General features: G+C 59.9%; 20 protein-coding genes. All 20 read left to right on the forward strand.

What is annotated here, in order from left to right; all coding sequences use genetic code 11:
* Positions 1-11 precede the first annotated feature (11 nt).
* The 20 genes from mnmA to nuoN all read left to right on the forward strand — a co-directional run bounded on the left by mnmA (position 12) and on the right by nuoN (position 23,277).
* A complete protein-coding gene (mnmA, locus tag AK821_RS16575; RefSeq protein WP_064390674.1) occupies positions 12-1,136 on the forward strand; it encodes a tRNA 2-thiouridine(34) synthase MnmA in 1,125 nt (374 codons plus the stop codon).
* Positions 1,133-1,756, forward strand: a complete 624-nt coding sequence (hflD, locus tag AK821_RS16580) for a high frequency lysogenization protein HflD (protein WP_007920199.1) — start codon at positions 1,133-1,135, stop codon at positions 1,754-1,756. The genes mnmA and hflD overlap by 4 nt, the downstream gene beginning before the upstream one ends.
* A gap of 126 nt (positions 1,757-1,882) precedes the next feature.
* Entirely contained in the window at positions 1,883-3,253 is a 1,371-nt protein-coding gene (purB, locus tag AK821_RS16585) for an adenylosuccinate lyase (protein ID WP_064390675.1), read from the forward strand.
* Between the two features lie 86 nt (positions 3,254-3,339).
* Positions 3,340-4,509, forward strand: a complete 1,170-nt coding sequence (locus AK821_RS16590) for a ribosomal protein uL16 3-hydroxylase (RefSeq protein ID WP_064390676.1) — start codon at positions 3,340-3,342, stop codon at positions 4,507-4,509.
* On the forward strand, positions 4,502-4,927 hold the full coding sequence (locus AK821_RS16595; protein WP_034155132.1) for a GNAT family N-acetyltransferase: 426 nt from the start codon (positions 4,502-4,504) through the stop codon (positions 4,925-4,927). Before AK821_RS16590 ends, AK821_RS16595 begins: the two co-directional genes overlap by 8 nt.
* 214 nt (positions 4,928-5,141) lie before the next feature.
* Positions 5,142-5,903 carry a secretin N-terminal domain-containing protein gene (locus AK821_RS16600; protein WP_064390677.1) on the forward strand — a complete coding sequence of 254 codons (762 nt, stop codon included), beginning with the start codon at positions 5,142-5,144 and terminating at the stop codon, positions 5,901-5,903.
* Positions 5,904-6,377: 474 nt separating this feature from the next.
* A complete protein-coding gene (gene aceA, locus AK821_RS16605; RefSeq protein ID WP_007920195.1) occupies positions 6,378-7,703 on the forward strand; it encodes an isocitrate lyase in 1,326 nt (441 codons plus the stop codon).
* A gap of 637 nt (positions 7,704-8,340) precedes the next feature.
* Entirely contained in the window at positions 8,341-8,754 is a 414-nt protein-coding gene (locus AK821_RS16610) for an NADH-quinone oxidoreductase subunit A (protein ID WP_003223812.1), read from the forward strand.
* Between the two features lie 10 nt (positions 8,755-8,764).
* Positions 8,765-9,439: a NuoB/complex I 20 kDa subunit family protein gene (locus AK821_RS16615; protein WP_003223809.1), complete on the forward strand. Its 675-nt coding sequence runs from the start codon at positions 8,765-8,767 to the stop codon at positions 9,437-9,439.
* A 74-nt stretch (positions 9,440-9,513) separates the two neighbouring features.
* Positions 9,514-11,298: an NADH-quinone oxidoreductase subunit C/D gene (nuoC, locus tag AK821_RS16620; RefSeq protein ID WP_064390678.1), complete on the forward strand. Its 1,785-nt coding sequence runs from the start codon at positions 9,514-9,516 to the stop codon at positions 11,296-11,298.
* Positions 11,299-11,300: 2 nt separating this feature from the next.
* Positions 11,301-11,798, forward strand: a complete 498-nt coding sequence (gene nuoE, locus AK821_RS16625) for an NADH-quinone oxidoreductase subunit NuoE (protein WP_007920186.1) — start codon at positions 11,301-11,303, stop codon at positions 11,796-11,798.
* Positions 11,795-13,150 (forward strand): NADH-quinone oxidoreductase subunit NuoF, encoded by a 1,356-nt coding sequence (gene nuoF / locus AK821_RS16630; protein ID WP_007920184.1) that lies wholly within the window; start codon positions 11,795-11,797, stop codon positions 13,148-13,150. Before nuoE ends, nuoF begins: the two co-directional genes overlap by 4 nt.
* A 133-nt stretch (positions 13,151-13,283) precedes the next feature.
* A complete protein-coding gene (nuoG, locus tag AK821_RS16635) occupies positions 13,284-15,998 on the forward strand; it encodes an NADH-quinone oxidoreductase subunit NuoG (RefSeq protein WP_064390679.1) in 2,715 nt (904 codons plus the stop codon).
* A complete protein-coding gene (gene nuoH / locus AK821_RS16640) occupies positions 15,995-17,002 on the forward strand; it encodes an NADH-quinone oxidoreductase subunit NuoH (RefSeq protein WP_064390680.1) in 1,008 nt (335 codons plus the stop codon). Before nuoG ends, nuoH begins: the two co-directional genes overlap by 4 nt.
* A gap of 11 nt (positions 17,003-17,013) precedes the next feature.
* A complete protein-coding gene (gene nuoI / locus AK821_RS16645; RefSeq protein WP_016987418.1) occupies positions 17,014-17,562 on the forward strand; it encodes an NADH-quinone oxidoreductase subunit NuoI in 549 nt (182 codons plus the stop codon).
* Positions 17,563-17,571: 9 nt separating this feature from the next.
* Positions 17,572-18,072, forward strand: coding sequence for an NADH-quinone oxidoreductase subunit J (nuoJ, locus tag AK821_RS16650; RefSeq protein ID WP_008082850.1), 501 nt, complete (start codon positions 17,572-17,574; stop codon positions 18,070-18,072).
* A gap of 3 nt (positions 18,073-18,075) precedes the next feature.
* Entirely contained in the window at positions 18,076-18,384 is a 309-nt protein-coding gene (gene nuoK / locus AK821_RS16655) for an NADH-quinone oxidoreductase subunit NuoK (protein ID WP_003223790.1), read from the forward strand.
* Positions 18,381-20,234 (forward strand): NADH-quinone oxidoreductase subunit L, encoded by a 1,854-nt coding sequence (gene nuoL / locus AK821_RS16660; protein WP_007920175.1) that lies wholly within the window; start codon positions 18,381-18,383, stop codon positions 20,232-20,234. Before nuoK ends, nuoL begins: the two co-directional genes overlap by 4 nt.
* A gap of 39 nt (positions 20,235-20,273) precedes the next feature.
* On the forward strand, positions 20,274-21,806 hold the full coding sequence (gene nuoM, locus AK821_RS16665; RefSeq protein ID WP_007920174.1) for an NADH-quinone oxidoreductase subunit M: 1,533 nt from the start codon (positions 20,274-20,276) through the stop codon (positions 21,804-21,806).
* 7 nt (positions 21,807-21,813) lie between these two features.
* Positions 21,814-23,277 carry an NADH-quinone oxidoreductase subunit NuoN gene (gene nuoN, locus AK821_RS16670; protein WP_064390681.1) on the forward strand — a complete coding sequence of 488 codons (1,464 nt, stop codon included), beginning with the start codon at positions 21,814-21,816 and terminating at the stop codon, positions 23,275-23,277.
* Positions 23,278-23,299: the final 22 nt, after the last annotated feature.

The raw sequence follows: 23,299 nt of genomic DNA on the forward strand, positions 1-23,299 counted from the left end.
ATTGAATCCCTATGCGTGATCCAGCCCCTTCTGACACATCCAAGAAGCGCGTCATTGTCGGCATGTCCGGCGGCGTGGACTCTTCCGTTTCCGCTCTCCTGCTGATCGAGCAGGGTTACGAGGTGGAAGGCCTGTTCATGAAGAACTGGGAAGAAGACGACGGAACGGAATACTGCACCGCCATGGACGACCTGGCGGATGCTCAGGCTGTCTGCGACAAAATCGGTATCAAACTGCACACCGCCAACTTCGCCGCCGAGTACTGGGACAACGTGTTCGAGCACTTCCTCGCCGAATACAAGGCCGGGCGCACGCCGAATCCGGACATCCTGTGTAACCGCGAGATCAAGTTCAAGGCGTTCCTCGACTACGCCATGATGCTCGGCGCCGACCTGATTGCCACCGGCCACTACGTGCGCCGCCGCGACATCGATGGCCGCACCGAACTGCTCAAAGGCCTCGATCCGAACAAGGATCAGAGCTACTTCCTGCACGCCGTCGGCGGCGAACAGATCGCCAAGACCCTATTCCCGGTCGGCGAACTGGAAAAGCCGGAAGTGCGCGCAATTGCCGAGAAATACGAGCTGGCGACCGCCAAGAAGAAAGACTCCACCGGGATCTGCTTCATCGGCGAGCGTCGTTTCAGCGATTTCCTCAAGCAATACCTGCCAGCGCAACCGGGCGAAATCAAGACCACCGAAGGCGAAGTCATCGGCCGCCACCACGGTTTGATGTACCACACCATCGGCCAGCGCCAGGGCCTCGGCATCGGCGGCTTGAAAGACGCCGGCGATGAGCCGTGGTACGTGCTGCGCAAGGATCTCGACACCAACGAATTGATCGTCGGCCAGGGCAACAACCATCCGTGGCTGTTCTCCGGCGCCCTGCTCGCTTCGGAAATCTATTGGGTCAACCCGATCGACCTGAGCCAGCCGCTGCGCCTGACCGCCAAGGTGCGTTATCGCCAGAGTGACCAGGCCTGCACCCTGGAAAAAACCACCAACGGCTACCGCGCCGTGTTCGACGAACCGCAACGCGCGGTGACGCCGGGCCAATCGGTGGTGTTCTATGACGGTGAAATCTGCCTCGGTGGCGGCGTGATCGAAGTGGCCGAGCCATGGAGCGGCCAGGCATGAGCCCGACTCAGGAGCAACTGACGGCGCTGGGCGGCGTGTTTCTCGCCGCTGTGCTGGTCGACCGGATCGCCAAGACCGGCCAGACCAGCGAGGCCGGCCTGACCTGCATGCTCGGCAGTCTGCTGGTGCGCGACCCAAAGGACACGCTGGACGTGTACGGCGGCGACGATCTCAATCTGCGTGAAGGTTACCGAGCGCTGATCGGCGCCCTCGAACGCGACCCGAGTACGTTGCAGCGTGAACCGCTGCGGTATGCCCTGTCGATGCTCGGTCTGGAACGTCAACTGGCCAAGCGCGACGACATGCTCGACACCATCGGCAAGCGTCTGCCGCAGATCCAGTCGCAGGTCGAGCATTTCGGCCCGGCCCACGAAAACGTGGTCGCGGCTTGCGGTGCGCTGTATCAGGACACCCTGAGCACCCTGCGCCAACGCATCCAGGTGCACGGCGACATGCGCAACCTGCAGCAGCCGAGCAACGCTTCGAAAATTCGCGCCCTGCTGCTCGCCGGCATTCGTTCGGCACGCCTGTGGCGACAGCTCGGCGGCCATCGCTGGCAGTTGGTGATCAGCCGGCGCAAGCTGCTCAAAGAGCTGTATCCGTTGATGCGCAGCGAGTAAACGCCACGCAATAAAAGCTTTGTAGTCTGTAACGCGTAATACGCCGGTCAGTTGGCAACGGACCGGCGGATTTTTTCATGTATGATACGCGCCCCATTTCGTTGCCCGACTGTCCGAGAACACCCCATGCAGCTTTCTTCGCTCACTGCGGTTTCCCCTGTTGACGGCCGCTACGCCGGCAAAACCCAGGCCCTGCGCCCGATTTTCAGCGAGTACGGCCTGATCCGTGCCCGCGTTCTGGTTGAAGTGCGCTGGCTCCAGCGCCTGGCCGCCCACGCTGGCATTCCTGAAGTGCCAGCCTTCTCCGCCGAGGCCAACGCCGTTCTCAATGAACTGGCTGAAAACTTCTCGCTGGAGCACGCCGAGCGCGTCAAAGAGATCGAGCGCACCACCAACCACGACGTCAAAGCGATCGAATACCTGCTCAAAGAGCAGGCGGCCAAGCTGCCGGAGCTGGCCCAGGTCAGCGAGTTCATCCACTTTGCCTGCACCAGCGAAGACATCAACAACCTGTCCCACGCCCTGATGCTGCGCGAAGGCCGTGACGACGTGATGCTGCCGCTGATGCGCCAGACCGCCGAAGCCATCCGCGAACTGGCCATCCGTTTCGCTGACGTGCCGATGCTGTCGCGTACCCACGGCCAGCCGGCTTCGCCGACTACTCTGGGTAAAGAGCTGGCGAACGTGGTTTACCGTCTCGAGCGTCAGATCGCTCAGGTCGCTGCCGTGCCGCTGCTGGGCAAGATCAACGGCGCCGTCGGCAACTACAACGCGCACCTGTCGGCCTACCCGCAGATCGACTGGGAAGCCAACGCCCGCGCCTTCATCGAAGACGAACTGGGCCTGGGCTTCAACCCGTACACCACGCAGATCGAACCGCACGACTACATCGCCGAGCTGTTCGACGCCATTGCGCGCTTCAACACCATCCTGATCGACTTCGACCGTGACATCTGGGGCTACATCTCCCTGGGTTATTTCAAACAGCGCACCATCGCTGGCGAAATCGGCTCGTCGACCATGCCGCACAAGGTCAACCCGATCGACTTCGAAAACTCCGAAGGCAACCTGGGCATCGCCAACGCACTGTTCCAGCACCTGGCGAGCAAACTGCCAATTTCCCGCTGGCAGCGCGACCTGACCGACTCCACCGTACTGCGTAACCTCGGTGTCGGCTTCGCCCACAGCGTGATCGCGTACGAAGCCAGCCTCAAAGGCATCAGCAAACTGGAGCTCAACGAGCAGAAGATTGCCGCTGACCTCGACGCGTGCTGGGAAGTCTTGGCTGAGCCGATCCAGACCGTGATGCGCCGCTACAACATCGAAAACCCGTACGAAAAGCTGAAAGAACTGACCCGCGGCAAGGGCATCAGCCCGGAAGCGTTGCAGACTTTCATCGACGGCCTGGACATGCCTGCGCAAGCGAAAGCCGAGCTCAAGCAACTGACTCCGGCCAACTACATCGGCAACGCTGTAGCGCAAGCCAAACGCATCTGATCGACCGTTTGACCCGTTTGAGACGCCCGGCCGCGCCGGGCGTTTTTATTCCCGTCTGAAAAGTGCTTTTTTTCAATAGGTTACATATGAATCCCGATATTCCTCTTCAACTTCTGGGCGGCATCACAGCACGTGAATTCCTGCGCGACTACTGGCAGAAAAAGCCGCTGCTGATCCGCCAGGCGATTCCTGACTTCGAAAGCCCGATCGACGCCGACGAACTGGCCGGCCTGGCCCTGGAAGAAGAAGTCGAATCGCGCCTGGTGATCGAGCACGGCGAGCGCCCATGGGAATTGCGTCGCGGCCCGTTCGCTGAAGACGAGTTCAGCAAGCTGCCGGAAAAAGAGTGGACCCTGCTGGTTCAAGCCGTCGATCAATTCGTCCCGGAAGTCAGCGAGCTGCTGGAAAACTTCCGCTTCCTGCCGAGCTGGCGCGTCGACGACGTGATGATCAGCTTCGCCGCCCCGGGTGGCAGCGTCGGTCCGCACTTCGACAACTACGACGTGTTCCTGCTGCAAGGTCACGGCAAGCGCAACTGGAAAATCGGCCAGATGTGCGATTCCGAGAGCCCGCTGCTACAACACGCGGATCTGCGCATCCTCGCCGAATTCCACGAAACCGAAGAATGGGTTCTGGAACCAGGCGACATGCTCTATCTGCCGCCGCGTCTGGCCCACTGCGGTGTCGCCGTGGACAACTGCATGACCTACTCGGTCGGCTTCCGTGCACCAAGCGCCTCCGAAGTGCTGACCCACTTCACCGACTTCCTCAGCCAGTTCCTGACTGACGAAGAGCGCTACACCGATGCTGACGCCAAGCCAGCCGTCGATCCGCACCAGATTCAGCACGATGCGCTGGATCGCCTGAAAAGCCTGCTCGCCGAGCACATGAGCGATGAGCGCCTGCTGCTGACCTGGTTCGGCCAGTACATGACCGAGCCGCGTTATCCAGAGCTGGTGGTTGGCCCGGAAGACGTCGAAGAAGAAGATTTCCTCAGCGCTCTGCAGGATGGCGCCATCTTGATCCGCAACCCGAGCGCGCGCCTGGCGTGGTCGGAAGTCGATGACGATCTGCTGTTGTTCGCCAGCGGCCAGAGCCGTTACCTGCCGGGCAAGCTGCGCGAACTGCTGAAGCTGATCTGCGCCGCTGACGCCCTGCACACCGAGAACCTCGGTGAGTGGCTGAACGACGAAGACGGTCGCGGCCTGCTCTGCGAACTGGTCAAGCAAGGTAGCCTGGGGTTCGCTGATGAATAAAATTCGCGTTCGTGTCGCAGACTGGCAGAAGGACATCGCCGAGATCCGGCGCATTCGTGAAACGGTGTTCATTGCCGAGCAATCGGTGCCACCTGAGCTGGAATGGGACGCGGATGACGCGACCGCCGTACATTTTCTGGCGTTTGAAGGCGACTTTCCGATTGGCACTGCGCGTCTGTTGCCTGATGGGCACATCGGCCGGGTTTCGGTGCTGAAAGACTGGCGCGGCATGAAAGTCGGTGATGCGCTGATGCAAGCGGTGATTGCTGAAGCTGAAGAACGCGGGTTGAAGCAGCAAATGCTCAGCGCGCAGGTGCAGGCCACGGCGTTCTATGAGCGTTTGGGCTTCAGCTTGGTCAGCGAGGAATTCCTCGAAGCCGGGATTCCGCATGTCGACATGGTTCGCCATTCGGCATAAGACCGCGGCGCGGCGATCGCGAGCAGGCTCACTCCTACAATTGAAATGCGATTCCCTGTAGGAGTGAGCCTGCTCGCGATGGCGCCCGCAAGCACACCCCAAAACGCCCCGGCATCACCGATGCCGGGGCGTTTTGCTGTCTACGATTCAACTTGCCCCACCCCAGGCCGACAAACTGGCAATATCAAGCCTTTCGAAAGCGGAGATAACGGACATGTCCCTACGCACCCTGCTCACCACCCTGCTGCTCGGCTGCAGTTTTTCGGTGATGGCAGCCACAGAAATCGTGCCTCTCAATTACCGCACCAGCACCGACATGCTGCCAATGGCGCAAGACTTCCTCGGCAAGGACGGTCAAGTCAGCGCCTACGGCAATCAACTGATCATCAAGGCAGAGCCGGACAAGATCCAGGAACTCAAGGCGCTGATCACCCAACTCGACACCGCGCCCAAGCGCCTGCTGATCACCGTCGACACCAACGAAAACAATGGTCGGGGCGACGAGGGTTATTCGGTCAATGGCGCCCAGCCAAGTCAAACCCGCATCATCAGCCGCAGCACCACCAGCCGTAACGGCGGCGTGCAACAGGTGCAAGCCAGCGAAGGCATGCCGGCGCTGATCCAGGTCGGGCAAAGCGTGCCGATCACCAACGTGCAGAGCGATTCCTATGGCGGTTACAACAGCCAGACCCAATACCGCAACGTCACTCGAGGGTTTTACGTCACCGCCAGCGTCACCGGCGACACCGTTCACCTGGCGATCACGACCAACAATGACCGAATGAGCCAGGAACGTTCCGATGTAGTGAACGTACAAAGTACCGACACAACTGTCAGCGGACGCCTCGGTGAATGGATCACCCTCGCCGGCGTCAACAGCCAGACCCAGGCTGACAAACAGGGTCTGACCCGCAGCTACTCGACTCAAGGTCGGGATGACATGACCTTGCGGGTCAAAGTCGACACGTTGGACTAAAGCACCGAAAACTGACTGATTAGTCGTATTAGACGAAAGATGTAGTGCTTGAAAAAAAGCACTACAAAACGTTTGACGAGGCAAAAAAGCGAAGGCATGATGGCCTCGCTCCCGCTAATCAGAGGCCCTGGCAAGGGCCTTCGAAGCGATGTTCGCACCTACCCCGCGAACCGTTTCGTGTCTGTACCGCCCACAAGGTGTGTTTGACGAGGTTGCCGACTGGAACGAAGTTGTCCCGAGGGACGGAAGCGTAATTAGGTAACCCGGCTCCACACTGTAGACCGTATAGAGGCCCACGACGCCCGAATGCGCCCACAGTCCGCCACTACCTGCTCACTTCCCCTCGAGCCCATCGTTCATCCCGTCGCCTACCCCGCCGAAACCGACTTGACCACCTAAGCTTCTGGTCAGCGAGCGCAGGAATTTTCCACCGCAGAACAACTTTTCATAAAAGACGCGACGAGGTTTATCTCCATGGCACTGACACGCGAACAGCAAATTGCAGCCCTCGAAAAAGACTGGGCTGAAAACCCGCGCTGGAAAGGCGTGACACGCACTTACTCCGCTGCTGACGTCGTCCGTCTGCGTGGCTCGGTTCAACCTGAGCACACCTTTGCAAAAATGGGCGCCGACAAGCTGTGGAACCTGGTCACCCAGGGTGCCAAGCCGTCCTTCCGTCCTGAGAAAGATTTCGTCAACTGCATGGGCGCCCTGACCGGTGGCCAGGCTGTTCAGCAGGTTAAAGCCGGTATCCAGGCGATCTACCTGTCGGGCTGGCAGGTTGCTGCGGACAACAACTCCGCTGAATCCATGTACCCGGACCAGTCGCTGTACCCGGTGGATTCGGTTCCAACCGTGGTCAAGCGCATCAACAACTCGTTCCGTCGTGCTGACCAGATCCAGTGGAAAGCCGGCAAGAACCCGGGCGACGACGGCTATATCGACTACTTCGCGCCGATCGTGGCTGACGCTGAAGCCGGTTTCGGTGGCGTCCTGAACGCTTACGAGCTGATGAAGAGCATGATCGAAGCAGGCGCCGCCGGCGTTCACTTCGAAGACCAACTGGCTTCCGTGAAAAAATGCGGCCACATGGGCGGTAAAGTACTGGTTCCTACCCAGGAAGCCGTACAGAAGCTGACCGCTGCACGTCTGGCCGCTGACGTTGCCGGTACGCCGACCATCATCCTGGCCCGTACCGACGCGAACGCTGCTGACCTGCTGACTTCCGATTGCGACCCGTACGACCAGCCGTTCGTGACTGGCGAGCGCACTCAGGAAGGTTTCTACAAGGTTCGCGCTGGCCTCGATCAAGCCATCGCTCGTGGCCTGGCTTACGCGCCATACGCCGACCTGATCTGGTGCGAAACCGCCAAGCCGGATCTGGACGAGGCTCGTCGCTTCGCTGAAGCGATCAAAAAGGAATACCCGGACCAACTGCTGTCGTATAACTGCTCGCCTTCCTTCAACTGGAAGAAAAACCTGGACGACGCGACCATCGCCAAGTTCCAGCGCGAACTGTCCGCCATGGGTTACAAGCACCAGTTCATCACCCTGGCTGGCATTCACAACATGTGGCACAGCATGTTCAACCTGGCGCACGACTACGCCCGCAACGACATGACTGCCTACGTGAAGCTGCAAGAGCAGGAATTCGCTGACGCTGCCAAGGGTTACACCTTCGTGGCTCACCAGCAGGAAGTGGGCACCGGCTACTTCGACGACATGACCACCGTGATTCAAGGTGGCTCGTCTTCGGTAACCGCACTGACCGGTTCGACTGAAGAAGAACAGTTCCACTGATCTGCTTCGCCTGAGCAAACGGCCTCTGCGGATCGAATAAAAAGCTAACCGCAGAGCCGAAAAACTGACGCCCCGACTGGTTCGGGGCGTTTTTTTGCCCCGATTTAATGAACACCACAAATCCCTGTAGGAGTGAGCCTGCTCGCGATAGAGGTGTGTCAGCTTGCGCATACTGTGACTGACCCACCGCTATCGCGAGCAGGCTCACTCCTACAGGGATCGGCGTCGTTCGGAGAAAACATTGATCCAGCGCGGTACATCCGTCAGAAAAATCCGCTAAAACGGGCCCCGTCGCTACTTGCAGTAACGCGCAAGTAAGACAACTTCCCAACTTCCATCCCGTTAAACAGTTACAAAACCACTACAAACGATATCAATTATCATTTAGCCGCAACTATGTTCGTTACATTCCCTACAAAACATTATTTGCATAAACCCGCCTAATGCCCGCAACGCATGGGCTGCAGGGCAGTGGAGATGCGCTATGTCCTTATTCCAATAAATAATTTCGCTATAGGAATTTTACTTGCAGGGTGTTTAGCCATAAAATCAGCGCGATTGATTGCTGCGACATATCGTCACTGCCTATTTCTTTATCAAGCTCAGAGACCTTTGCTCTCTGTTAAGGATTACCAGCATGCCCGAAGCGACAGGACTCATGGCCCACAACTGGGGCTTTGCCATTTTCCTTCTGGGTGTCGTCGGCCTGTGTGCCTTCATGCTTGGCGTCTCCAGCCTCCTCGGGTCAAAAGCCTGGGGTCGCAGCAAAAACGAACCGTTCGAGTCCGGCATGCTACCTACCGGTGGCGCCCGCTTGCGGCTCTCAGCCAAATTCTATCTGGTCGCGATGCTCTTCGTGATCTTCGATATCGAAGCCCTCTTTCTCTTTGCATGGTCTGTGTCCGTCCGCGAAAGCGGCTGGACCGGATTCGTCGAAGCTCTCGTTTTCATAGCAATTCTGTTGGCAGGTCTTGTCTACCTGTTCCGAGTGGGCGCCCTTGACTGGGCTCCGGAAGCTCGTCGCAAGCGGCAGGCGAAGCTGAAACAATGAGGCTTTGGCAATGCAATACAATCTCACCAGGATCGACCCCGATGCTCCTAACGAGCAGTATCCGATTGGCGAACGGGAAACCGTTTCCGATCCGTTAGAAGATCAAGTCCACAAAAACATTTTCATGGGCAAGCTGGAAGACGTGCTGAGTGGCGCGGTCAACTGGGGACGTAAGAACTCCCTGTGGCCGTACAACTTCGGCCTGTCGTGCTGCTACGTGGAAATGACCACCGCCTTCACGGCGCCCCACGACATCGCGCGCTTCGGCGCCGAAGTTATCCGGGCATCGCCGCGTCAGGCCGACTTCATGGTTATCGCCGGTACCTGCTTCATCAAGATGGCGCCGATCATTCAGCGTCTCTACGAGCAGATGCTCGAGCCGAAGTGGGTTATCTCCATGGGTTCGTGCGCCAACTCCGGTGGCATGTACGACATCTACTCTGTGGTTCAAGGGGTGGACAAGTTCCTGCCCGTGGACGTCTACGTACCTGGCTGCCCGCCCCGTCCAGAAGCATTTCTGCAAGGCTTGATGCTGTTGCAGGAATCGATTGGACAGGAGCGTCGCCCGCTTTCCTGGGTCGTTGGTGATCAAGGCGTTTATCGCGCCGACATGCCTTCGCAGAAGGAACAGCGCCGCGAACAGCGAATCGCAGTCACCAATCTGCGCAGCCCTGACGAAGTCTGATCCAGATCTGTTCTTAAAAAAGAAACGAGAAGCTGGCTTCATTCTTTACGTTGACCGAAAGCGAAAAAATAACCATGACTACAGGCAGCGCTCTGTACATCCCGCCTTATAAGGCAGACGACCAGGATGTGGTCGTTGAATTGAACAACCGTTTTGGCGCCGAAGCGTTCACCGCTCAGTCGACCCGCACCGGCATGCCGGTGCTGTGGGTTGCGCGCGCCAGGCTCGTTGAAGTCCTGACTTTCCTGCGCAACCTGCCCAAGCCGTACGTCATGCTCTATGACCTGCACGGCGTGGACGAGCGTCTGCGCACCAAGCGTCAAGGCCTGCCGAGCGACGCCGAGTTCACCGTGTTCTATCACCTCATGTCGCTGGAGCGTAATAGTGACGTGATGATCAAGGTCGCCTTGTCCGAAAGCGACCTCAGCTTGCCGACCGTCACCAGCATCTGGCCGAACGCCAACTGGTACGAGCGTGAAGTCTGGGACATGTTCGGCATCGACTTCAAAGGTCACCCGCACCTGTCGCGCATCATGATGCCGCCGACCTGGGAAGGTCACCCGCTGCGCAAGGACTTCCCGGCGCGTGCGACCGAATTCGATCCGTACAGCCTCAACCTCGCCAAGCAACAGCTTGAGGAAGAAGCCGCGCGCTTCCGTCCGGAAGACTGGGGCATGAAACGCTCCGGGACGAACGAGGACTACATGTTCCTCAACCTCGGCCCGAACCACCCTTCGGCGCACGGTGCGTTCCGCATCATTCTGCAGCTGGACGGCGAAGAGATCGTCGACTGCGTGCCGGACATCGGTTACCACCACCGTGGTGCCGAGAAGATGGCCGAGCGTCAGTCGTGGCACAGTTTCATTCCGTACACCGACCGTATCGATTACCTCGGCGGCGTGATGAACAACCTGCCGTACGTGCTCTCGGTCGAGAAGCTGGCCGGCATCAAGGTGCCCGAGAAGGTCGACGTCATCCGCATCATGATGGCCGAGTTCTTCCGGATCACCAGCCACCTGCTGTTCCTGGGTACTTACATCCAGGACGTTGGTGCGATGACGCCGGTGTTCTTCACCTTCACCGACCGCCAGAAGGCGTACACGGTGATCGAAGCCATTACCGGTTTCCGTCTGCACCCGGCCTGGTACCGCATCGGTGGCGTTGCCCACGACCTGCCGCGCGGTTGGGAAAAACTGGTGAAAGACTTCGTTGAATGGCTGCCAAAACGCCTCGACGAATACACCAAGGCTGCCCTGCAGAACAGCATCCTCAAGGGTCGTACCATCGGCGTCGCCCAGTACAACACCAAAGAAGCCCTGGAATGGGGCGTCACCGGTGCCGGCCTGCGTTCGACCGGTTGCGATTTCGACCTGCGTAAAGCGCGTCCGTACTCCGGCTACGAGAACTTCGAGTTCGAAGTACCGCTGGCCGCCAACGGCGATGCCTACGACCGCTGCATGGTTCGCGTCGAAGAGATGCGCCAGAGCATCAAGATCATCGACCAGTGCATGCGCAACATGCCGGAAGGCCCGTACAAGGCGGATCACCCGCTGACCACGCCGCCGCCGAAAGAGCGCACGCTGCAGCACATCGAAACCTTGATCACGCACTTCCTGCAAGTTTCGTGGGGCCCGGTGATGCCGGCCAACGAATCCTTCCAGATGATCGAAGCGACCAAGGGCATCAACAGTTATTACCTGACGAGCGACGGCGGCACCATGAGCTACCGTACCCGGATCCGCACTCCAAGCTTCCCGCATCTGCAACAGATCCCTTCGGTGATCAAAGGCAGCATGGTCGCGGACTTGATTGCGTACCTGGGTAGTATCGACTTCGTTATGGCCGACGTGGACCGCTAAGCATGAACAGCACGCTTATCCAGACAGACCGTTTCACCCTCAGTGAAACCGAGCGCTCGGCCATCGAGCACGAGCTGCATCACTACGAAGACCCGCGCGCGGCGTCGATCGAAGCCCTGAAGATCGTTCAGAAAGAACGCGGCTGGGTGCCGGATGGCGCCCTGTACGCGATCGGCGAGATCCTCGGCATCCCCGCCAGCGACGTTGAAGGTGTGGCGACGTTCTATAGCCAGATTTTCCGTCAGCCGGTTGGCCGTCACATCATTCGCGTTTGCGACAGCATGGTCTGCTACATCGGTGGCCACGAGTCGGTGGTCAGCGAAATCCAGAACAATCTGGGCATCGGCCTGGGTCAGACCACCACCGACGGTCGTTTCACCCTGCTGCCGGTCTGCTGCCTCGGCAACTGCGACAAGGCACCGGCGCTGATGATCGACGACGACACCTTTGGTGATGTGCAGCCTGCTGGCGTCGCCAAACTGCTCGAGGGCTACGTATGACCCTGACATCTTTCGGTCCTGCCAACCGCATTCAGCGTTCGGCCGAGACTCACCCGCTGACCTGGCGTCTGCGCGATGACGGCGAAGCCGTGTGGCTCGACGAGTACCAGGCCAAGAACGGTTACGCCGCTGCGCGCAAAGCCTTCGCCGACATGGATCAGGACGCCATCGTCCAGACTGTGAAAGATGCAGGCTTGAAGGGTCGCGGCGGTGCAGGCTTCCCCACGGGCGTGAAGTGGGGCCTGATGCCCAAGGACGAATCCATCAACATCCGCTACCTGCTGTGCAACGCGGATGAAATGGAGCCGAACACCTGGAAAGACCGCATGCTGATGGAGCAACTGCCCCATCTGCTGATCGAAGGCATGCTGATCAGTGCCCGCGCGCTGAAAACCTACCGTGGCTATATCTTCCTGCGTGGCGAGTACACCACCGCCGCCAAGCACCTCAACCGTGCTGTGGAAGAAGCCAAGGCTGCGGGCCTGCTGGGTAAAAACATTCTCGGCAGCGGTTTTGATTTCGAGCTGTTCGTCCACACCGGCGCCGGGCGTTACATCTGCGGTGAAGAAACTGCACTGATCAACTCCCTCGAAGGCCGCCGCGCCAACCCGCGCTCCAAGCCGCCCTTCCCTGCCGCTGTTGGCGTGTGGGGCAAACCGACCTGCGTGAACAACGTGGAAACCCTGTGCAACGTGCCGGCGATCATTGCCGACGGCGTTGACTGGTACAAATCGTTGGCCCGCGAAGGCAGCGAAGACATGGGCACCAAGCTCATGGGCTTCTCCGGCAAAGTGAAAAACCCCGGCCTGTGGGAACTGCCATTCGGCGTCACCGGACGCGAGTTGTTCGAAGACTACGCCGGCGGCATGCGCGACGGCTTCAAGCTCAAGGCCTGGCAGCCAGGCGGCGCCGGTACCGGTTTCCTCCTGCCTGAACACCTCGACGCGCAAATGTACGCCGGCGGCATCGCCAAAGTGGGCACCCGTATGGGTACCGGCCTGGCCATGGCGGTGGACGACAGCGTCAACATGGTCTCCTTGCTGCGCAACATGGAGCAGTTCTTTGCCCGTGAGTCGTGCGGTTTCTGCACCCCGTGCCGCGATGGTTTGCCATGGAGCGTCAAGCTCTTGATGGCCATCGAACAAGGCCGCGGTCAGCCAGGCGACATCGAGACCCTGCTGGGTCTGGTCAACTTCCTCGGCCCGGGCAAGACCTTCTGTGCTCACGCACCGGGTGCCGTGGAACCGTTGGGCAGTGCCATCAAATACTTCCGTCCAGAGTTCGAAGCCGGTATCGCGCCAGTCAGCGCCGCCGTCCCGCCTCTGGCAAGGCCGATCGTAATCGGCGCGTAAACGCTTAACAGGTGAAGGGCCTGGGCCCTTCTCCTCCTGCGATGACGCCTTTCGAGGCTGGTTTGATTCGCACGGATAACAAGATTCCATTAGCCACGCCCGCTGACACCGGGCCAACGAAGACCTTTGAACCATGGCCACTATCCACGTAGACGGCAAAGCGCTCGAAGTCGACGGGGCAGACAACCTGTTACAGGCATGTCTGTCGCTGGGCCTCGACATTCCATATTTCTGCTGGCACCCCGCGCTCGGTAGCGTCGGGGCTTGCCGCCAGTGTGCGGTCAAGCAGTACACCGACGAGAACGACACCCGTGGTCGCATCGTCATGTCCTGCATGACCCCTGCCACCGACAACACCTGGATCTCCATCGAAGATGAAGAATCCAAGGCGTTCCGCGCCAGTGTTGTCGAATGGCTGATGACCAACCACCCGCACGACTGCCCTGTGTGCGAAGAAGGCGGTCATTGCCACCTGCAAGACATGACCGTGATGACCGGCCACAACGAGCGCCGTTATCGCTTCACCAAACGCACCCACCAGAACCAGCAACTGGGCCCGTTCATTTCCCACGAAATGAACCGCTGCATCGCTTGCTACCGCTGCGTGCGTTTCTACAAGGATTACGCTGGCGGCACCGACCTCGGTGTGTTCGGCGCCCACGACAACGTGTACTTCGGTCGCGTTGAAGACGGCACCCTCGAAAGCGAGTTCTCCGGCAACCTCACCGAGGTCTGCCCGACCGGTGTGTTCACCGACAAGACTCACTCCGAACGCTACAACCGCAAGTGGGACATGCAGTTCGCGCCGAGCATCTGCCATGGCTGCTCGAGCGGTTGCAACATTTCCCCGGGCGAGCGTTACGGCGAACTGCGGCGCATCGAAAACCGTTTCAACGGTTCGGTGAACCAGTACTTCCTGTGCGACCGTGGCCGTTTCGGTTATGGCTACGTCAACCGCACCGACCGTCCACGTCAGCCGCTGCTGGCCGACGGTACCAAGCTCGGTCTGGATGCTGCACTGGATAAAGCCGCTGACTTGCTGCGCGGTCGCAACATCGTCGGTATCGGTTCGCCGCGTGCCAGCCTCGAGAGCAACTACGCGTTGCGCGAACTGGTCGGCGCCGAGCACTTCTATTCGGGTATCGAAGCCTCCGAACTGGAGCGCATCCGTCTGGTCCTGCAAGTGCTGAAAGACAGCCCGCTGCCTGTGCCGAACATGCGCGACATCGAAGACCACGACGCCATTTTCGTCCTCGGTGAAGACCTGACCCAGACCGCCGCCCGTGTGGCGCTGTCGCTGCGTCAATCGGTCAAAGGCAAAGCTGAAGACATGGCCGAAGCCATGCGCGTTCAGCCTTGGCTCGACGCCGCCGTGAAGAACATCGGTCAGCACGCGCTGAACCCGCTGTTCATCGCCAGCCTGGCGGAAACCAAGCTCGACGACATCGCTGAAGAATGCGTACACGCAGCGCCTGACGATCTGGCGCGCATCGGTTTCGCCGTTGCTCACGCACTGGACGCCAGCGCCCCGGCCGTTGAAGGTCTGGACGCCGAAGCACTGGAACTGGCTCAGCGTATTGCTGACGCCCTGCTCGCGGCCAAACGTCCGCTGATCATCGCCGGTACGTCGCTGGGCTCCAAAGCCTTGATCGAAGCCGCGGCGAACATCGCCAAGGCGTTGAAGCTGCGCGAGAAAAACGGTTCGATCAGCCTGATCGTCCCGGAAGCCAACAGCCTTGGTCTGGCCATGCTCGGTGGCGAATCGGTCGACGCTGCGCTGCAAGCCGTCATCGACGGTAAGGCTGACGCTATCGTCGTGCTGGAAAACGATCTGTACACCCGCACCGCCAAAGACAAGGTCGATGCTGCGCTGAACGCTGCGCAAGTGGTGATCGTTGCTGATCATCAGAAGACTGCGACCAGCGACCGCGCGCACCTGGTTCTGCCAGCGGCAAGCTTCGCCGAAGGCGACGGTACGCTGGTCAGCCAGGAAGGTCGCGCCCAGCGCTTCTTCCAGGTTTTCGACCCGCAATACCTCGACGCAAGCATTCTGGTTCACGAAGGCTGGCGCTGGCTGCACGCCCTGCGCGCGACCTTGCTGAACCAGCCGATCGACTGGACGCAACTCGACCACGTCACCGCTGCCGTTGCTTCGAGCACCGAGCAACTGGCGCGTATCGTCGACGCTGCACCATCGGCGGCGTTCCGCATCAAGGGTCTGAAACTGGCGCGTGAGCCGCTGCGTTACTCCGGTCGCACCGCAATGCGCGCCGACATCAGCGTTCACGAACCACGCACCCCGCAAGACAAAGACACCGCGTTCGCCTTCTCCATGGAAGGTTACTCGGGCTCTGCCGAACCGCGTCAGCAGGTGCCATTTGCATGGTCGCCGGGCTGGAACTCGCCACAAGCGTGGAACAAGTTCCAGGACGAAGTTGGTGGTCACATCCGTGCAGGCGACCCGGGCACCCGCCTGATCGAAAGCACCGGTGATTCGCTGAACTGGTTCGCTGCTGCACCGCGCGCATTCAACCCGGCGCCGGGCACCTGGCAAGCCGTGCCGTTCTTCCACCTGTTCGGCAGCGAAGAGAACTCTTCGAAAGCCGCACCGGTTCAAGAGCGTATTCCGGCTGCTTACGTGGCACTGGCCAAGTCCGAAGCGGATCGTCTGGGCGTCAACGACGGTGCCCTGCTGAGCCTGAACGTGGCCGGTCAGACCCTGCGTCTGCCGCTGCGCATCAATGAAGAACTGGGCGCCGGTCTGGTGGCATTGCCTGCGGGCATCGCCGGCATTCCACCGGCATTCGCCGGCGTATCCGTCGACGGTCTGCAGGAGGCAGCGCAATGACCTGGTTCACCCCTGAAGTGATCGATGTGATCCTGACGGTCGTCAAAGCCATCGTGATTCTGCTGGCCGTGGTGGTCGCGGGCGCGTTGCTCAGCTTTGTCGAACGTCGCCTGCTGGGCTGGTGGCAGGACCGTTACGGTCCGAACCGCGTTGGCCCGTTTGGCATGTTCCAGATCGCCGCCGACATGCTGAAGATGTTCTTCAAGGAAGACTGGACCCCGCCGTTTGCCGACAAAGTGATCTTCACTTTGGCGCCGGTTGTAGCCATGTCCGCCCTGCTGATCGCGTTTGCGATCATCCCGATCACCCCGACCTGGGGCGTGGCGGATCTGAACATCGGCCTGCTGTTCTTCTTCGCCATGGCCGGTCTTTCGGTCTACGCGGTGTTGTTCGCCGGCTGGTCGAGTAACAACAAGTTCGCCCTGCTCGGTGCGCTGCGTGCTTCGGCGCAGACCGTGTCCTACGAAGTGTTCATGGGCCTGGCCCTGATGGGCATCGTGGTGCAGGTCGGCTCGTTCAACATGCGCGACATCGTCGAGTACCAGGCGCAGAACCTGTGGTTCATCATTCCGCAGTTCTTCGGCTTCTGTACCTTCTTCATCGCTGGCGTCGCCGTGACTCACCGTCACCCGTTCGACCAGCCGGAAGCGGAACAGGAACTGGCCGACGGTTACCACATTGAATACGCCGGTATGAAATGGGGCATGTTCTTCGTCGGTGAATACATCGGCATCATCCTGATCTCGGCGCTGCTGGTCACCCTGTTCTTCGGTGGCTGGCATGGTCCGTTCGGCATATTGCCGCAACTGTCCTTCCTCTGGTTCGCACTGAAGACCGCGTTCTTCATCATGCTGTTCATTCTGCTGCGCGCTTCCATTCCGCGTCCGCGTTATGACCAGGTGATGGATTTCAGCTGGAAATTCTGCCTGCCACTGACCCTGATCAATTTGCTGGTGACCGCTGCAGTCGTGTTGTGGAACACGCCAGCAGTCGCGGTTCAGTGAGGATTTGACCCATGTTCAAATATATTGGCGACATCGTTAAGGGTACTGGTACCCAGTTGCGCAGCCTGGTCATGGTCTTCGGCCATGGCTTTCGCAAGCGCGACACCCTGCAATACCCGGAAGAAGCGGTCTACCTGCCACCACGCTACCGTGGTCGTATCGTTCTGACCCGTGACCCCGATGGCGAAGAGCGTTGCGTTGCCTGCAACCTGTGCGCCGTGGCTTGCCCGGTGGGTTGCATCTCGCTGCAGAAAGCTGAAACCGAAGACGGTCGCTGGTACCCGGACTTCTTCCGTATCAACTTCTCGCGCTGCATTTTCTGCGGTCTCTGCGAGGAAGCCTGTCCGACCACCGCAATCCAGCTGACGCCGGATTTCGAGATGGCCGAGTTCAAACGTCAGGACCTGGTGTACGAGAAAGAAGATCTGTTGATCTCCGGCCCCGGCAAAAACCCTGATTACAACTTCTATCGTGTTGCAGGTATGGCAATCGCTGGCAAGCCGAAAGGCGCCGCACAGAACGAAGCCGAACCGATCAACGTGAAGAGCTTGCTGCCTTAAGGAAGAACGATGGAATTCGCTTTCTATTTCGCATCGGGTATCGCTGTTGTGGCCACGCTACGTGTGGTCACCAACACCAACCCTGTGCACGCCCTGCTCTACCTGATCATCTCGTTGATCGCTGTGGCCATGACCTTCTTCGCACTCGGCGCACCGTTCGCCGGCGTGCTGGAAGTGATCGCCTACGCCGGCGCCATCATGGTGCTGTTCGTGTTCGTGGTGATGATGCTCAACCTCGGCCCCGCCGCGGTTCAGCAAGAACGCGCCTGGCTCAAGCCCGGTATCTGGGCAGGGCCGGTGATTCTCGCCGGGCTGCTGCTGGCCGAACTGCTGTATGTGCTGTTCGCTCACCAGAGCGGTCAGGCCATCGGCCACACCACCGTAGACGCGAAAGCCGTGGGCATCAGCCTGTTCGGTCCGTACCTGCTGGTGGTCGAACTCGCCTCGATGCTGCTGCTCGCCGCAGCCGTCACGGCGTTCCATTTGGGCCGTAACGAGGCGAAGGAGTAAGTCATGCCTGCTATCCCTCTCGAGCATGGATTGGCCGTCGCCGGCATCCTGTTCTGCCTTGGTCTGGTCGGCCTGATGGTCCGCCGCAACATTTTGTTCGTGTTGATGAGTCTGGAAGTGATGATGAACGCCTCTGCACTGGCGTTCATTGTTGCGGGCGCCCGTTGGGGCCAGCCGGATGGACAGATCATGTTCATCCTGGTGATCAGCCTTGCAGCTGCCGAGGCCAGTATTGGTCTGGCGATCCTGCTGCAACTGTATCGCCGCTTCCATACGCTCGATATCGACGCTGCCAGTGAGATGCGCGGATGAACCTGATCTTTCTGACTTTCGTATTCCCTCTGATCGGTTTCCTGCTGCTGTCGTTCTCCCGTGGACGCTGGTCGGAAAACCTCTCGGCGCTGATCGGCGTGGGTTCCATTGGCTTGTCGGCGATTGTCGCCGCCTACGTCATCTGGCAATTCAACGTCGCGCCACCCGAAGGCGGTCACTACACCCTGGTGTTGTGGAAGTGGATGGCGGTCGAAGGCTTCAAGCCTGACTTCGCCCTCTACGTCGACGGTCTGTCGATCACCATGCTCGGTGTGGTCGTTGGCGTCGGTTTCCTGATCCACCTGTTCGCGTCCTGGTACATGCGTGGCGAAGCGGGCTACTCGCGCTTCTTCTCGTACACCAACCTGTTTATCGCCAGCATGCTGTTCCTGGTGCTCGGCGATAACCTGTTGTTCCTGTACTTCGGCTGGGAAGGCGTGGGCTTGTGCTCGTACCTGTTGATCGGTTTCTACTACAGCAACCGCAACAACGGTAACGCCGCACTCAAGGCTTTCATCGTGACCCGGATCGGCGACGTGTTCATGGCCATCGGCCTGTTCATACTGTTCCAGCAAGTGGGCACGCTGAACATCCAGGAACTGCTGGTGCTGGCACCGCAGAAATTCCAGGTCGGCGACTTCTGGATCACCCTGGCGACGCTGATGTTGCTGGGTGGCGCAGTCGGTAAATCGGCACAACTGCCGCTGCAAACCTGGCTCGCGGACGCGATGGCTGGCCCGACCCCGGTTTCGGCACTGATCCACGCCGCAACCATGGTGACCGCCGGTGTTTACCTGATCGCCCGTACCCACGGCCTGTTCACCCTGGCGCCGGAAATCCTCCACCTGGTCGGCATCGTTGGTGGCGTAACCCTGGTACTGGCCGGTTTCGCGGCACTGGTTCAAACCGACATCAAACGTATCCTCGCCTACTCGACCATGAGCCAGATCGGCTACATGTTCCTGGCGCTGGGCGTTGGTGCCTGGGATGGCGCGATTTTCCACCTGATGACCCACGCCTTCTTCAAGGCCCTGCTGTTCCTTGCTTCCGGTGCGGTGATCGTTGCCTGCCACCACGAGCAGAACATCTTCAAGATGGGCGGTCTGTGGAAAAAACTGCCACTGGCCTACGCCAGCTTCATCGTCGGCGGCGCGGCACTGGCTGCCCTGCCACTGGTCACCGCAGGCTTCTACTCCAAGGACGAAATCCTTTGGGAAGCGTTCGCCAGCGGCAACCACGGTCTGCTTTACGCAGGTCTGGTCGGCGCATTCATGACCTCGCTGTACACCTTCCGCCTGATCTTCATCACGTTCCACGGTGAAGCCAAGACTGAAGCCCACGCCGGTCACGGCATCTCGCACTGGCTGCCACTGTCGGTGCTGATCGTACTGTCGACTTTCGTCGGCGCCATGATCGTGCCACCGCTGCATGGCGTGCTGCCAGAAAGCGTTGGCCATGCCGGTGGCGAAGCCAAGCACAGTCTGGAAATCGCTTCGGGCGCCATCGCTCTGGCCGGTATCCTGCTGGCAGCGCTGCTGTTCCTCGGCAAGCGTCGCTTCGTCACGGCCATCGCCAACAGCGGCATCGGCCGTTTCCTTTCGGCCTGGTGGTTCGCTGCCTGGGGCTTCGACTGGATCTACGACAAACTGTTCGTCAAGCCGTACCTTGCGATCAGCCACGTACTGCGCAAAGACCCGCTCGACCAGACCATCGGTCTGATCCCGCGTATGGCCAAGGGTGGTCACACTGCCCTGAGCCGCACCGAGACCGGTCAACTGCGTTGGTATGCGGCTTCCATGGCTGCTGGTGCCGTGCTGGTTATCGGCGCCATCGTGCTGGTAGCGGTCTGATATGAACCTTGCGAATTTGCGAAAGGAAACGAGCCCGTCATGATTCTGCCTTGGCTAATCCTGATCCCCTTCATCGGCGGCCTGCTGTGCTGGATGGGTGAGCGCTTCGGCGCTACCCTCCCGCGCTGGATTGCGCTGTTGACCATGACCCTGGAACTCGCCCTCGGCCTCTGGCTGTGGGCCCACGGTGACTATTCATTTGCCCCGGCGCCTGGCGCCGATCCGACCTGGGCGCTTGAGTTCAAGCATGTCTGGATCCAGCGCTTCGGCATCAACGTGCACCTGGCCCTCGACGGCCTGTCGCTGTTGATGATCCTGCTGACCGGTCTGCTGGGTATCCTCTCGGTACTCTGCTCGTGGAAAGAGATTCAACGTCACGTTGGCTTCTTCCACCTGAACCTGATGTGGATCCTGGGCGGCGTTGTCGGCGTGTTCCTCGCCCTCGACCTGTTCATGTTCTTCTTCTTCTGGGAAATGATGCTGGTGCCGATGTACTTCCTCATCGCGCTCTGGGGTCACAGTTCTTCGGACGGCAAGAAAACCCGGATCTACGCGGCGACCAAGTTCTTCATCTTCACTCAGGCGTCCGGCCTGATCATGCTGGTGGCGATCCTCGGTCTGGTGCTGGTCAACTTCAACAACACTGGCGTGATTACCTTCAACTACGCCGACCTGTTGAAAACCAAGATGTCGATGACCACCGAGTACATCCTGATGCTCGGCTTCTTCATCGCCTTCGCGGTCAAGCTGCCGGTCGTACCGTTTCACTCGTGGTTGCCTGATGCTCACGCCCAGGCGCCGACTGCCGGTTCCGTCGACCTCGCCGGTATCTTGCTGAAAACCGCTGCCTACGGTCTGCTGCGTTTCGCCCTGCCGCTGTTCCCGAACGCTTCGGCCGAGTTCGCGCCGATCGCCATGACCCTCGGTCTGATCGGGATCTTCTACGGTGCGTTCCTCGCTTTCGCACAAACCGATATCAAGCGTCTGATCGCCTTCTCGTCCGTTTCCCACATGGGTTTCGTGTTGATCGGCATCTACTCCGGCAGCCAACTGGCCCTGCAAGGTGCAGTGATCCAGATGTTGGCGCACGGTGTGTCGGCGGCGGCACTGTTTATCCTCAGCGGTCAGTTGTACGAGCGTCTGCACACTCGGGACATGCGTGAGATGGGCGGTGTGTGGTCGCGTATCGCTTACCTGCCGGCGATCAGCCTGTTCTTTGCAGCCGCGTCTTTGGGTCTGCCGGGTACCGGTAACTTTGTCGGTGAGTTCCTGATCCTGATCGGCTCTTTCGCCAGCTGGCCGTGGATCACTGCGATTGCCACTTCCGGCCTGGTGTTCGGTTCGGTCTACTCGCTGATCATGATCCACCGTGCCTACTTCGGTCCGGCGAAATCGGATTCGATCCTGCACGGTATGGACGCTCGCGAACTGATCATGGTGCTAGGCCTTGCGGTGTTGCTGATCTACATCGGCGTCTACCCGCAACCGTTCCTCGACACTTCTGCCGCCACGATGCATGGCGTTCAGCAGTGGCTCGGCACCGCCTTCACTCAACTCGCTTCGGCCCGGTAAGAGCGCTATGGAATTCACGATTCAACACTTTATTGCGCTTGCGCCACTGTTGATCACCAGCCTCACCATTATCGTGGTGATGCTGGCAATCGCCTGGCGCCGCAACCACTCGCAGACCTTCCTGATCTCGGTCGCCGGTCTGAACCTGGCCTTGCTGTCGATCCTGCCAGCCCTGAAAGTCGCGCCTCTGGCCGTGACTCCACTGCTGCAGATCGACACGTTCGCTTGCCTGTACATGGCGCTGATCCTGGTCGCCACCCTCGCCTGCGTCACCCTCGCCCACGCCTATTTGGGCGATGGCGGTTCGGGCTACCCGGGCAACCGTGAAGAACTGTACTTGCTGATCCTGATGGCCGCCGCTGGTGGTCTGGTTCTGGTCAGCGCGCAGCACCTGGCCGGTTTGTTCATCGGTCTGGAACTGCTCTCGGTACCGGTTTACGGTCTGGTGGCTTACGCCTTCTTCAACAAGCGTTCGCTGGAAGCCGGCATCAAGTACATGGTGCTGTCGGCGGCAGGTTCCGCGTTCCTGTTGTTCGGTATGGCGCTGCTGTACGCCGATTCGGGTTCGCTGAGCTTCGTCGGTATCGGTCAGGCTCTGGCTGCGACTGGCCTGCCTAGCTCGCTGGCGCAACTGGGCCTGGGCATGATGCTGATCGGTCTGGCGTTCAAGCTGTCGCTGGTACCGTTCCACCTGTGGACGCCGGACGTTTACGAAGGTGCTCCGGCACCGGTGGCTGCGTTCCTCGCAACCGCGTCGAAGGTTGCAGTGTTTGCGGTGATGGTGCGTCTGTTCCAGATCTCCCCTGCCGCCAGCAGTGGCGTATTGAGCGACGTGCTGACCGTCATCGCGATCGCCTCGATCCTGTTCGGTAACCTGCTGGCCCTGACCCAGAGCAACCTCAAGCGTCTGCTCGGTTACTCGTCCATCGCGCACTTCGGCTACCTGCTGATCGCACTGGTGGCGAGCAAAGGTCTGGCGGTGGAAGCCATTGGCGTGTACCTGGTGACTTATGTGATCACCAGCCTCGGCGCGTTCGGCGTGATCACTCTGATGTCCTCGCCGTACAACGGCCGTGACGCGGATGCCCTGTACGAATACCGCGGCCTGTTCTGGCGCCGCCCGTACCTGACCGCCGTGCTGACCGTGATGATGCTGTCCCTGGCCGGTATCCCGCTGACTGCTGGCTTCATCGGCAAGTTCTACATCATCGCTACCGGTGTTGAATCGCACCAATGGTGGCTGGTCGGCGCGCTGGTGCTGGGCAGCGCCATCGGCGTCTTCTACTACCTGCGCGTGATGGTCACCCTGTACCTGATCGAGCCAAACCTGCGTCGCCACGACGCCCAGCTGCACTGGGAACAGAAGGCAGGCGGCGTGATGCTGCTGGCCATCGCCCTGGTCGCGTTCTTCCTGGGTGTGTACCCGCAGCCATTGCTGACTCTGGTTCAGCAGGCGGGTCTGGCGGGCTGACAGCTCGAGCGCTACAAACAAA

Origin of the sequence: Pseudomonas sp. RIT-PI-r, assembly GCF_001297015.1 — a bacterium.
Taxonomy (GTDB): Bacteria; Pseudomonadota; Gammaproteobacteria; order Pseudomonadales; family Pseudomonadaceae; genus Aquipseudomonas.